Below are 12,508 nucleotides of genomic sequence, written 5' to 3' on the forward strand. Positions count from 1 at the left end.
TCTATCCCCTAAAGGGGATAAGGATATTCTATTTTTGTTAAATATAAACCACATGCGGGCACAGATGTTCCGGCGTTGCTACGGTTTTTGCTTTCTATAATTTGCCTGATACCTTCTGGGGAAATCTCATTCTTCCCAACCATCATTAACGTGCCTACTATGGCGCGTACCATGTTGCGCAAAAAACGATCTGCAGTGATATGAAATACCATGCCATCCTCGGTTTCTACCCATTCAGCACGGGTGATTTTGCAATTATTGGTAAACACCTGTGTGTTAGATTTACTAAAGCAGCTAAAATCAGTATACTCCATTATAATCGCCGCCGCAGCATTCATCATGTTAATATCAGGTTTGTCTTTTAATAGCCAGGAATAATTGGTTTTAAAAGGGTCTTTCTGAAAATGTATATGATATTCGTATGATCTGGATGTAGCATCAAACCGGGCATGTGCATCTGCGTGTACGGGAATGATCTTTTTTGCAGCAATATCGTAAGGCAGAAGCGCGTTTAGGCCCCCTAATCCCCTAAAGGGGGAACTAAAAATAGCCTCAACTTCCCCTTCAGGGGATTGAGGGGTAAAATGCGCATACAATTGTTTGGCATGTACACCGGTATCTGTACGGCCGCAGCCTGTGGTTTCAACGGGCTGTCGCAATAAGGTGCTCAATGCCTTGTTCAGCATTTCCTGCACGCTTACCGCATTGGGCTGTGTTTGCCAGCCGTGGTATTTGGTGCCATCAAAAGCCAGTTCAATAAAATAACGTTGTTCGGCCACGGCGCAAAGTTAATAAACCCGGTGGTAATGATAATTGATGTTTTAAGTAAACAAATTTATATTTGCTGCGCTATATACAATTATGATACAAAGGATACAAACCGTTTACTTATTATTTGCCGCACTGGTAATATTTTCACTTTACCTGTTTCCTCTTGCGCACGATGTATTGATTGACGGTATACCATCAACAATAAAAGTTACAGGGATCTACCAGACTATTAATGGACAGGTCGCTAATAAAGCATCGTTTGTAGCGCTTACAGCTGTTACAGCCCTTGTAGGCCTTATCCCTTTAGTGATTATATTTTTATTCCGTAATCGTAAGCAACAGGTTGCACTTTGCTATAGCGCCATATTGGTAATTATTGGTTTTAGCTTTTGGGTAGCTCAAACTGTTAAAAATGCTACAGGCGGGGTTGTGCTTAGTACTAATAACATGGGGATAGGTATATTCTTAAGCAGTATCAGTATTGTATTGCTTATCCTGGCAGCTAAGTCCATCAACAAAGATGAAAAGCTGGTAAGATCTGCTGACCGATTAAGATAATTACCCCAACATCTCAAACTCATAGCCTTCTTTGCTCCAGTGTTCCAAAGCGCGGGGCAAAACATATTCTAATCGTGGAAATGCTTTTAGGCTATCATGAAATACAATGATAGCTCCGTTCCCGGTATGCTTTAATACAGCTTCAAGGCATTTTGCAGGATCTAAAGTTATATCAAAATCACCGCTAAGCACATCCCACATAATGATCTTCATATCAGGGTAAGCCGCATTTATCAAATCAGCCTGCTTGCGTTTTATCCTTCCGTATGGCGGGCGGAACAAATTTGTGCCTGTTAATTGCTGGCATTGCTGCATATCATTAAAGTAAGTTTCATTATCTGTTTTCCAGCCCCGCAGGTGATGAAAAGTGTGGTTGCCTATGGCGTGGCCATCTGCTTTTATCTGCTCAAAAATATCAGGATGTTTACGTACATTGTCGCCTATACAAAAGAAAGTTGCCTTTGCCTTATGCGCTTTTAAATTTTTTAATACAAACGGTGTAACAACTGGTATAGGGCCGTCGTCAAAGGTGATATAAATACGTCGGCGGGAACGGTCATCATTCCATATAAATTTAGAATACAGTTTTTTAAGCAGCCAGGGCGTTTTAACGAGGTACATTGTATAAATTAGAAACCGTTATCAAAAATTACAAAGCATGCAAGGTAAACATTGTCAGGCTTTGTAGATAAAATAAATTATGACGCATTTTTTCAACCTGAACAAATCAAAGTTATTAGCTTTTGCGCTTTTGTCATTAACGGTAGCAAATAAAGTGAAGGCACAGGAGAAAATTTCCCTGGAAAAAGCCGTTCAGTATGCGCTTGACCGTAACCTGCAAATCAAGCAATCGCAGTTTACCGAAGCATTAGCGAATGAGGATTATAAGCAGGCAAAATTTAATTTGCTGCCAACCCTTAACGGCAGTGCACAAGGGTCATACAACTTTGGCCGTAGCCCCAACTTAACTACCTATTCCTACACTAACCAAACATTTTATTATGTAAACGGGCAGGCACAGGCATCAGTGATTTTGTTTCAGGGACGCCAGTTACACAACCAGATATTACAGAATAAACTGATTTTGGATGCGGATAAAAATGCCACCGCGAAAGTGAAGAACGACCTGGTCTTAAACGTGGTTACCACTTATCTTTCTGTATTGAATAACCAGGATCTGGTGACTGCATCCAAACAGCAAATTGACATTGCTAAGCTTACTTTAGACAGGACTGATAAAAGTTTTAAGGTAGGTAATTCTACACTGGCAGATATGTCGCAGGCAAAGGCACAGCTTTCTACCGCCGAGCTTAATTATACTACTGCCCAAAATCAACTGGAGCTTTCCATACTTACTTTAAAGCAATACATGGAAATGACTCCGGCCACCGAGATAGAAATTGACAGACCCGATGTTAGCAAGATAACCGATCTGAAAACAATTTACGATGCCAACGATGTAATCAATACTGCATTAAAAATAAACCCGGATGTGGTACTTGCCGAAAGCCAGGAGCGCACTTATGAACAGCAGATTAAAATAGCAAGAGGCGCATATTACCCTACACTTTCTGCTTACGGGTCCTTCGGGTCAAACTATTCAAGTGTTTCTCAAAATGTAATAGGGGGTCAGACGATAACCCAGCAAATAGGTGTAGTTGGCGGCACTAATCAGCCGGTATTTACCAGTGTTACACAGCCTATTATTGCTTCGCATTATCCATTTTCATCACAGTTTGGTAACAACTATAACGGTTCGGTAGGTTTAAATCTTCAGATACCTATTTTCGGGCGTTTCCAGTCGCGTACCAATGTGCGTAAAGCCAAGTTGAGTTATGAGAATGCCAAATTGACTACACAGCTTGCTAAGAATACGCTTACCAAAACTATTTCACAAGCCGTGTTTGATGTGCAGGCTGCCGAAAAGAAATATCAGTCGGCATTGCAAACTTACCAGGCTAACAAAGATGCTTACAACGTAGTGCAGCAACGCTACAATGTAGGGCTGGTAAACTCGCTCGATTACAATACGTCATTAACCAACCTGAATAAATCGCAGTTTGATATGATCTCTGCACGCTACGAAATGATATTCAGGGCAAAGGTGATAGATTATTATTTAGGAAACCCGATAACGCTTTAAACCCACAACTTTACACTCAATCATGGGAAAGACTACCAAATATGTTTTAATTACACTTGGCGTACTTATAGTATTGCTGATCATTGGCAAGGCAACCGGCATTATCGGTAAGCCACAAAAAACGCAGATAGCTACGGATAAGGCAGCCCAGCGCGACATTAACGAAACTGTATCTGCCAGCGGAAAGATAAAACCCGAAATAGAAGTAAAGATTAGCTCGGAAGTATCCGGTGAGATTGTAGAATTGCCAATTAAAGAAGGCGATGTTGTACACAAGGGCCAGTTACTGTGCCGCGTACGCCCGGATATCTTGAAATCTGGTTTCGACCGTGCAGTGGCTTCATACAATACTCAAAAAGCCAGTGTTGGTAATGCCAGCCAGATGCTGCGCCAGTCGCAGGCTAATTTTGCCAATTCGCTCGCAAAATATAACCGTACCAAAGAGCTTTACGGCCAAAAGGTTGTTACCGCAGCCGAGTTTGATGCAGCGAAGGCAGAATATGAAGGCGCAAAAGCAAGCCTTGAGGCAGCTAAACAAAATGTAATAGGTTCACAATATGGTTTGGCGCAGTCACAGGCTTCTGTTAAAGAGGCCCAGGATAACCTGGCTAAAACTTCTATCTATTCGCCGGTTGATGGGGTAGTTTCAAAACTATCTGTTGAAAAAGGCGAACGCGTGGTAGGAACAGCGCAAATGACCGGTACAGAAATTATGACCATATCTGACCTGAGCAAAATGGATGTAAACGTTGACGTAAACGAAAACGATATTAATCGTGTTAGTTTAGGCGATTCGGCTAAAATTGCGATTGACGCTTTCAACGGAAGGGTGTTCAATGGAGTAGTTTATGAAATAGGCAGTTCGGCAAATGTAGTGGGTACCAATGCCGACCAGGTAACCAACTTCACAGTAAAGGTGCGTGTAGATGCATCTTCATACAAAGACCTGGTAAATAAAACTGCTGTTGGCGAGCATTCACCTTTCCGCCCGGGGTTAACAGCTACAGTTGATATTCAAACCAACCACACCAAAGCATTGTCGGTGCCTATTCAGTCTGTAACTACCCGTGAAGAGAAAAAAGATGATACAGGTAAAAAGCCTGCAAACGGTAATGACAACAGCAGCGATGATGATAATGATAAAAAGAAAATAGGGGCAACCACTAAAGAATACGTGTTTGTGTACGCTAATGGCAAGGTTAGCCAGGTGCAGGTAACTACCGGTATACAGGATGATACCTATATCCAGATCAAATCAGGATTGAAGGGTGGTGAAGAAGTAGTGTCTGGCCCGTATTCTGCTATCTCTAAAACTCTGAAAGATAAAATGGAAGTGGAGAAAGTGGATAAGTCGAAACTGTTTAGCGGAGACAATAAATAGGTTAGTGTAAATATATTTACAACTGTAACAAAGAAAGTTGCGATAAATATTATAAATAACTGCTTAATATTTTTTTATTTTGTCCTCCCGGGAAACATTATATCCCCGGGAGGACTTTTTTATTTTAATGAGTAAACCAAACAAAGTAGCAATTATAGGTGGTGGTAGCTGGGCAACAGCTAACATCAAAATGCTTACAGATAATACTGTTAATAAAGAGATTTTCTGGTGGATGCGCAACGAAGAAGCTGTTGAGCATATCCGCCGGTTTAAACACAATCCGAACTACCTGAGTTCGGTAGAAATAAAACTGCCTGAGCAAAATATCTCTACAGATTTAAAAGATATCATCAGCAAAGCCGATTTTATTTTGCTTAATGTGCCTGCCGCGTTTTTAAAAGATGCTTTGTCGGGTATTACTGCCGAAGACTTGAAAGGTAAATACCTGGTATCTGCCATTAAAGGTATTGTACCGGATGAGAACCAGATCATCGGCGATTTTTTGCATCAGCACTATCAAATCCCGTTTGATCATTTCCTGGTTTTAAGTGGCCCTTGCCATGCGGAAGAAGTGGCTTTTGAAAAGCTGTCTTATTTAACTATTGCTTCCCGCGATACGGCATTGGCCAGCTGCTTTGCAAATATGATTAATACACGGTATATAAAAACCATCGTATCAGATGATATATATGGAACTGAATATGCTGCCGTATTAAAAAATATTTATGCGGTAGCCAGTGGTATTTGCCATGGTATCGGGTATGGCGATAATTTCCAGTCGGTATTGATATCAAATGCTATACGCGAGCTGAAAAGGTTTGTAGATACCGTGCATCCTATCGACCGCGACATTAAAGAATCTGCCTACCTGGGCGATTTGCTGGTAACTGCTTATTCGCAGTTTAGCCGTAACCGTACGTTCGGCAACATGATTGGTAAGGGTTACACGGTTAAGTCGGCACAACTGGAAATGAACATGATAGCTGAGGGTTATTATGCAGTAAATTGTCTACACGAGGTGAATAAACAATACAACGTTAATATGCCTATATGTGAGGCCGTTTATGCTATTTTGTACAAGAAACGCATTCCTGCGGTCGAAATGCAACGTTTGGCAGAACAATTGAATTAGTATCTGAAATTTATTTCAGATACTATGAAAACTTCATTAAAATCCCTAATGATTGCGGGGGCAATGTTTTGCACCGTACAAGCTTTTGCACAAAGTGGCGTAAAAAGAGCAGCTAAAGATGTAGGCCATGGTGTTAGCCATGCAGCTAAAGACGTAGGCCATAAAACTTCAGAAGTAGCCTCCAAAGGTGAATCGGCAGTTGTTGATAAAAGATACAGAGGTAAATATGGCCCGGGCGGTCAAACAATTTATATCGACAAGCACTCTCGTTACTACTATGTTAACAAGAGAGGCCACCATGTTTACATAAGTAAAGCTCACCTGCGCAATACAAAATAATATTCAATTTAAGGCAGCGCACAAGCGCTGCCTTGCCTTTTACCATAATGAAAAACGCTTTATTAATCCTTATCCACCTGGCTTGTGCCTCTATTCTGTTTGCTGCAGCCTGCTCGGGTGGCACAAAAAGCAAGTTGCAGGGCAAGTGGCGCTCTAAAGACGGTGCGTCTCATTTAAACATTACCAATAAAAAATTTAGTGAGGATGATGATGCCGATGCAGCCGAAGATTACTTTTTAAAGGGAGATACCATTTACACCTCTTTTCAGGGTAACCAGCCTTACACCAAATTTGTGATCCAGAATCTGGACGATCACAACCTTAAATTACTTTATCCCGATTCTGTGGTGATTGAGTTTACCCGTTAAAAACAAAAGCCCCCTGCAAATGCAGAAGGCTTTGTCAACTAACTAAACTAAACTAAAACTAATATGTGGGGCCGCAATTAATAGTTTTTGCGGCGCTCTGTTCTGTCTTCACGGCGTTTGCCAGAGAAGTCTCTGAAGCCACCGCCACCGCTGTTTCTATCGCGGTTACCGCTGCCACCTTCGCGTCTTCCGCTACGGTCGCCATCTCTGCGGTTACCACCTTCGCGGCGGTTATAACTATTAGACGCACCACCACGGGTTTCGTTACGCGTTTCGCCAGAAATTTCTATTCTTACCGGACGACCTTTAAATTCAGCGTTTTGAAAGCTATTAAATACCTGGTCGCTATCGCTGTTTTGTACCTCAAAGAATGAGTAAACACCTTTAACATCAATTTTACCAACTGTACGTCCGCTGATCTTTGTTGTGTTGCAGATGTAACCTAAAAGGTCGCCGCGGCTAAAGCCGTCAACAGAACCAAGGTTTATAAACAAGCGTGTAAAGTCGCCACGTGTACCAGTGCGTGCAAAACGGTCGCCTGCACCATCACGGCGGTCTTCAGTAGCGTTAAGATCAGGTGCATTTTTGTAATATTCTAAAAAGCGGTTAAACTCAATAGATGCAAAACGCTTGATAAGATCTTCTTTGCTCAGGTCGGCAAACTCATCCATAATACGTGGGATGTATTGCTCAATCTGGCTATCATTCACAGTTACGTTGTGTACTTTATGAATAATAGAGAATAATTGTTTTTCGCAAACGTCAAAACCTGTAGGTACCTCAGCTTTAATAAACTGTTTACCAATCACACGCTCGATCTGACGGATCTTGCCAACTTCTTTAGAGTTGATAATGGCAATTGATACACCTGTTTTACCGGCACGTGCAGTACGGCCGCTACGGTGGGTGTAGTTTTCAATCTCGTCTGGTAGTGAATAGTTAATAACGTGTGTTACATCATTAACGTCAATACCACGTGCGGCAACATCTGTAGCAATTAATAACTGCAGGCTGCGCTCGCGGTAACGTTTCATCACCTTGTCGCGTTGTTGTTGCGAAAGGTCACCATGTAAAGAATCAGCATTATAGCCGTCTTTGATCAGTGCTTCAGCAATTTCTTGGGTTTCAATTTTAGTACGGCAAAATACGATACCAAAAATGTCAGGATTAAAATCTACGATGCGTTTAAAAGCAGCGTATTTGTCGCGGGCACGTACAATATAATACTCGTGCTCAATGTTGGCATTCCCGGTGTTTTGCTTGCCCATGGTAAGCTCATGCGGGTCTGTCATGTATTTTTTAGCTATGCGCCTCACTTCTGATGGCATAGTGGCAGAGAATAACCAGGTTTTTTTCTCTTCCGGGGTAGTTGATAATATCTCGTCGATATCATCCTGGAACCCCATGTTAAGCATTTCGTCTGCTTCGTCTAATACAACGTAACGTATATCAGAAAAATCAATCGCTTTACGGCCAATAATATCCAGCATACGGCCAGGCGTAGCTACTACAATTTGCACACCGCGTTTAATACTACGAAGCTGATCCATAATGCTTGCGCCACCATACACAGCCACAACTTTAGCGTTGGGTATGTTTTTAGCAAACTTTGTTAAGTCACTTGCAATTTGCAAACACAACTCGCGTGTTGGGCAAAGTACCAGTGCCTGAGGATGATTTTCTTCGAAATCGATTAATTCTAATAGAGGCAGTCCGAATGCAGCCGTTTTTCCGGTTCCCGTTTGGGCTAATCCGACAAAATCGTTGCTGCCAGACAATAGAACAGGAATAGATGCTTCCTGTATTGGAGTTGGTTTTTCGAAACCTAACTCGCTAATGGCATTAACAATGTCATGACGGATTCCCAGTTCAATAAATGGGTTGTTCATGAATTTAAATAACGAACTTGGCAACATCGCCAAATCGGGCGCAAAGTTAAGTAAATTAATTGGTTAACCAAAGCTTAAATTCAAAATGACATAAGAGAGATAATGTGTTGATTAATAATGCATAACAAAGAGATAGCGATTAAACGGCAAGTTACATTATTTGTAATGTGTCTAAATAACATTTGCCGAAACCTATACTACCTTAAAAGTGTTAATTTTTGTACATTCGCCGCGTTAAATCTTGCTAAGATTTACACATCGGATTTTTACTTTTCACTTAAAATCAAATAAAATGGCTTTTGATTTAGATATGATCAAAAAGGTTTATGAGCGTTATGGAAGCCGTATAGAGGCTGCCCGTAAAGCTACAGGCAAACCTTTAACACTCACTGAGAAAATTTTATATGCACACCTTTCAGAGGGGGATGCCCAAAAAGCATTTAACCGTGGTGTAGATTACGTTGACTTTGCACCAGACCGTGTTGCTATGCAAGACGCTACTGCGCAAATGGCATTGCTGCAATTTATGCAGGCTGGCCGTCCGCAGGTTGCCGTGCCTTCAACTGTACACTGCGATCACCTTATACAGGCTAAAATTGGCGCAAGTGAGGATCTTTCTACCGCAAAAGATATCAATAAAGAGGTTTACGATTTCCTTTCATCTGTATCAGATAAATATGGTATCGGTTTCTGGAAACCAGGTGCAGGTATCATTCACCAGGTAGTGTTGGAAAACTATGCTTTCCCGGGCGGTATGATGATCGGTACCGACTCACACACACCTAATGCAGGTGGTTTGGGTATGGTTGCTATTGGTGTTGGTGGCGCTGATGCCTGTGACGTAATGGCCGGTTTACCGTGGGAACTAAAATTCCCTAAATTATTAGGCGTTAAATTAACAGGTAAAATGTCTGGCTGGACTTCAGCAAAAGACGTGATCCTGCGTGTGGCTGGTATCCTTACTGTAAAAGGTGGTACCGGTTATATTGTTGAGTATTTTGGCGAAGGTGCTAAATCACTTTCTGCGACAGGTAAAGGTACCATCTGTAACATGGGTGCCGAAATTGGTGCAACTACTTCAATCTTCGGTTACGATGAAAAAGCAGGTGCTTACCTGCGTGGCACAAAACGTGCTGACATTGCAGACATGGCTGATGCTATTGCTGATCATTTAACCGGTGACCCTGAAGTTTATGCTTCTCCAGAGCAGTACTTTGACCAGGTAATTGAAATTAACCTGAGCGAACTTGAGCCCCACGTAAACGGTCCGTTCACTCCGGATCTGGCATGGCCTATCTCTAAATTTGCTACAGCGGTTAAAGAAAACGGCTGGCCAGAAAAATTAGAAGTTGGTTTGATCGGTTCTTGTACAAACTCATCTTACGAGGATATTACCCGTGCTGCATCTATTGCGCAACAGGCTATCGATAAAAAGTTAAAAACTCAGGCAGAGTATACGGTAACTCCGGGTTCTGAGCAAGTACGTTACACCGTAGAGCGCGATGGTTACTTAAATACTTTCGAGCAAATTGGTGGTGTGGTATTAGCTAATGCCTGCGGCCCATGTATCGGCCAGTGGTCGCGTCATACGGATGATCCAACCCGTAAAAACTCTATCATCACTTCGTTTAACCGTAATTTTGCTAAACGCCAGGATGGTAACCCTAATACACATGCTTTCGTAGCATCGCCAGAGATTGTAACTGCTTTTGCAATTGCAGGTGACCTTACTTTTAACCCTTTAACTGATACTTTAACCAACGAAAATGGCGAGCAGGTAAAACTTGACGAGCCACTGGGTATCGAATTACCGGTACAAGGTTTTGCGGTTGAAGACGCAGGATACCAGGCACCGGCAGAAGACGGTAGCAGCGTAGAAGTTAAGGTTGATCCTCAATCTTCACGTTTGCAACTATTAGCACCGTTCCCGGCTTGGGAAGGCACCGACATTACCGGCTTAAAACTGTTAATTAAAGCTAAGGGTAAATGTACTACCGACCACATTTCAATGGCTGGTCCGTGGTTAAAATTCCGTGGCCACTTAGATAACATTTCTAACAACATGTTGATCGGCGCTATCAACTACTTTAACAATAGCCCGGATTCAGTTAAAAACCAATTAACCGGCGAGTACGGACCAGTTCCGGCTACTCAGCGCGATTACAAAGCGAACGGTATCGGATCTGTAGTAGTAGGCGACGAAAACTACGGCGAAGGTTCATCACGTGAGCATGCTGCTATGGAGCCTCGTCACTTAGGCGTTCGTGCTATCCTTGTAAAATCATTTGCCCGTATCCACGAAACCAACCTTAAAAAACAAGGTATGCTGGGTATCACTTTTGCTGATACAGCAGATTATGATAAAGTACAGGAGGATGATGTAATCGACATCCTGGGCTTAACAAGCTTTGCCCCAGGCAAACAGTTAACCGTTGTATTGCATCATAAAGATGGTTCTCAGGATTCATTCCCGGTTAACCATACTTATAATGCTCAGCAAATCGAGTGGTTTAAAGCAGGTGGTGCGCTAAACATCATTCGTAAACAACAAGCATAATTATTCGGATTTCGAATTAAATATTAAAGCGCCTTTGCGAAAGCAGAGGCGCTTTTTTTATGGCCAACTGTAGAGACACAAGATCTTGTGTCTCTACCCGCTATGCCCGAGATAGCATGATCTATAAAGCTGTCATTCGAACACATGTTAGCAATCTTGTAAAAGTAGAGATACAAGATTTTATGTCTTTAGCTGATATTAACACACCCCATTTAACGAAAATGCAAATTAAAATGCCTACAATTCCCCTCTCGAGAGGGGAATTGTAGAACATTGAAATATCAGGGACTTTAACAAGGGGTGTGTTTTGCCATGTATCCAGTCTCATATTTAAAGACACAAAATCTTGTGTCTCTACCTTAAATATCATCCTTATCACCGGGCAAGTTATCCCGCTGTTCTTTATCCTGAAGTTAGTGGCAGAAAGGCTTAATACAAATTCGTAATTAACCTCCATATATAGATAGATAGTTCAAAGGGAGGTGCTGTTACAGCATCTCCCTTTTTTAATGCAGATGAATGTCGTGGTTCTTGTATCTGCACTATTACATCTATTATGTACCTTTGCAGCTTTTCGTGAGCGCTTTGGAAAATCAATATCAACATTTAGAGGAATACGTGCAGGGGAAACTGCTGCTCATTAACAAACCTTACCGCTGGACCAGTTTTGATGTGGTAGGCAAACTGCGTAATGCTTTTAAGCCGTTAAAACTAAAAGTTGGTCATGCTGGTACGCTTGATCCACTGGCTACAGGCCTGCTGATTGTTTGTACCGGTAAAATGACCAAGCAGATAGATACGTTTCAGGCAGAAGAAAAAGAATATACCGGAACACTTGTACTTGGCGCTACTACGCCATCTTATGACTTGGAAACGGAAGTGGATCAAACTTTTGATATTAGCCACATTACAGAAGAAGATATTAAGAATGCAACCAGCCAATTTATCGGTGAAATACAGCAATACCCGCCTGCTCATTCAGCTATAAAGGTTGATGGTGAGCGCTTGTATGAAAAAGCGCGTCGTGGCGAGGAAGTGGAGTTGAGAGCACGAACTGTTACGATAAATGAATTTGAGGTGACATCTGTTAACTTACCGGAAGTTAATTTTAGGGTGGTGTGCAGTAAAGGCACATACATCAGATCATTAGTGAACGATTTTGGTAAAGCATTGAATAACGGAGCATATATGTCGCGCTTAAGGCGTACCCGGAGCGGAAACTTCCGCATAGAGGATGCGCATGAAATTATGCAATTAGTCGGCGAGATTAAAAGTTTGAAGGAGCCCATCCCAAACCATGCTCAGTCTGCAAAGACTTCTTCAGAGGAGGGCGGGCTTCAGGATTCAACTGAAGCGCTACCTGATAGGGA

General features: G+C 42.0%; 10 protein-coding genes and 1 pseudogene. 8 read left to right on the top strand and 3 right to left on the bottom strand.

Going from position 1 to position 12,508, the window contains the following annotated elements; all coding sequences use genetic code 11:
• Positions 1-8 precede the first annotated feature (8 nt).
• Positions 9-779, bottom strand: a complete 771-nt coding sequence (gene truA / locus PQ461_RS04980) for a tRNA pseudouridine(38-40) synthase TruA (RefSeq protein ID WP_274302263.1) — start codon at positions 777-779, stop codon at positions 9-11.
• A gap of 82 nt (positions 780-861) precedes the next feature.
• Between truA and PQ461_RS04985 the strand changes: the two genes are divergently transcribed.
• A complete protein-coding gene (locus PQ461_RS04985) occupies positions 862-1,329 on the top strand; it encodes a DUF4293 domain-containing protein (protein WP_274302264.1) in 468 nt (155 codons plus the stop codon).
• On the opposite strand, the gene PQ461_RS04990 is transcribed toward PQ461_RS04985, so the two are convergent.
• Positions 1,330-1,950, bottom strand: coding sequence for a polysaccharide deacetylase family protein (locus PQ461_RS04990; protein ID WP_274302265.1), 621 nt, complete (start codon positions 1,948-1,950; stop codon positions 1,330-1,332).
• Positions 1,951-2,029: 79 nt separating this feature from the next.
• Here PQ461_RS04990 and PQ461_RS04995 point away from each other — a divergent pair, with 79 nt between their 5' ends.
• From PQ461_RS04995 to PQ461_RS05015, 5 genes are all read left to right on the top strand, one after another.
• Positions 2,030-3,472, top strand: a complete 1,443-nt coding sequence (locus PQ461_RS04995; protein WP_274302266.1) for a TolC family protein — start codon at positions 2,030-2,032, stop codon at positions 3,470-3,472.
• A 22-nt stretch (positions 3,473-3,494) separates the two neighbouring features.
• A complete protein-coding gene (locus PQ461_RS05000) occupies positions 3,495-4,853 on the top strand; it encodes an efflux RND transporter periplasmic adaptor subunit (RefSeq protein WP_274302267.1) in 1,359 nt (452 codons plus the stop codon).
• A 127-nt stretch (positions 4,854-4,980) separates the two neighbouring features.
• Positions 4,981-5,985 carry an NAD(P)H-dependent glycerol-3-phosphate dehydrogenase gene (locus tag PQ461_RS05005; protein ID WP_274302268.1) on the top strand — a complete coding sequence of 335 codons (1,005 nt, stop codon included), beginning with the start codon at positions 4,981-4,983 and terminating at the stop codon, positions 5,983-5,985.
• 24 nt (positions 5,986-6,009) lie between these two features.
• Positions 6,010-6,324, top strand: coding sequence for a hypothetical protein (locus PQ461_RS05010; protein WP_274302269.1), 315 nt, complete (start codon positions 6,010-6,012; stop codon positions 6,322-6,324).
• A 47-nt stretch (positions 6,325-6,371) separates the two neighbouring features.
• On the top strand, positions 6,372-6,692 hold the full coding sequence (locus PQ461_RS05015) for a hypothetical protein (protein ID WP_274302270.1): 321 nt from the start codon (positions 6,372-6,374) through the stop codon (positions 6,690-6,692).
• 77 nt (positions 6,693-6,769) lie between these two features.
• Here PQ461_RS05015 and PQ461_RS05020 read toward each other — a convergent pair whose 3' ends face one another.
• Positions 6,770-8,581, bottom strand: a complete 1,812-nt coding sequence (locus PQ461_RS05020) for a DEAD/DEAH box helicase (protein WP_274302271.1) — start codon at positions 8,579-8,581, stop codon at positions 6,770-6,772.
• A 292-nt stretch (positions 8,582-8,873) separates the two neighbouring features.
• Between PQ461_RS05020 and PQ461_RS05025 the strand changes: the two genes are divergently transcribed.
• Positions 8,874-11,138 carry an aconitate hydratase gene (locus tag PQ461_RS05025; RefSeq protein WP_274302272.1) on the top strand — a complete coding sequence of 755 codons (2,265 nt, stop codon included), beginning with the start codon at positions 8,874-8,876 and terminating at the stop codon, positions 11,136-11,138.
• Positions 11,139-11,723: 585 nt separating this feature from the next.
• A pseudogene (gene truB / locus PQ461_RS05030) lies at positions 11,724-12,422 on the top strand (tRNA pseudouridine(55) synthase TruB); the annotation flags it as partial.
• Between the last annotated feature and the right edge of the window lie 86 nt (positions 12,423-12,508).

Origin of the sequence: Mucilaginibacter sp. KACC 22063 (genome assembly GCF_028736115.1) — a bacterium.
In the GTDB taxonomy this organism is placed as follows: Bacteria; Bacteroidota; Bacteroidia; order Sphingobacteriales; family Sphingobacteriaceae; genus Mucilaginibacter.

What these genes read in the sequence shown, in the direction of transcription:
- PQ461_RS04985 (WP_274302264.1), top strand. Translation starts at nt 862, where the DNA reads ATGATACAAAGGATACAAACCGTTTACTTATTATTTGCCGCACTGGTA.
- PQ461_RS04990 (WP_274302265.1), bottom strand. Translation starts at nt 1,950, where the DNA reads ATGTACCTCGTTAAAACGCCCTGGCTGCTTAAAAAACTGTATTCTAAA.
- PQ461_RS04995 (WP_274302266.1), top strand. Translation starts at nt 2,030, where the DNA reads ATGACGCATTTTTTCAACCTGAACAAATCAAAGTTATTAGCTTTTGCG.
- PQ461_RS05000 (WP_274302267.1), top strand. Translation starts at nt 3,495, where the DNA reads ATGGGAAAGACTACCAAATATGTTTTAATTACACTTGGCGTACTTATA.
- PQ461_RS05005 (WP_274302268.1), top strand. Translation starts at nt 4,981, where the DNA reads ATGAGTAAACCAAACAAAGTAGCAATTATAGGTGGTGGTAGCTGGGCA.
- PQ461_RS05010 (WP_274302269.1), top strand. Translation starts at nt 6,010, where the DNA reads ATGAAAACTTCATTAAAATCCCTAATGATTGCGGGGGCAATGTTTTGC.
- PQ461_RS05015 (WP_274302270.1), top strand. Translation starts at nt 6,372, where the DNA reads ATGAAAAACGCTTTATTAATCCTTATCCACCTGGCTTGTGCCTCTATT.
- PQ461_RS05020 (WP_274302271.1), bottom strand. Translation starts at nt 8,581, where the DNA reads ATGAACAACCCATTTATTGAACTGGGAATCCGTCATGACATTGTTAAT.
- PQ461_RS05025 (WP_274302272.1), top strand. Translation starts at nt 8,874, where the DNA reads ATGGCTTTTGATTTAGATATGATCAAAAAGGTTTATGAGCGTTATGGA.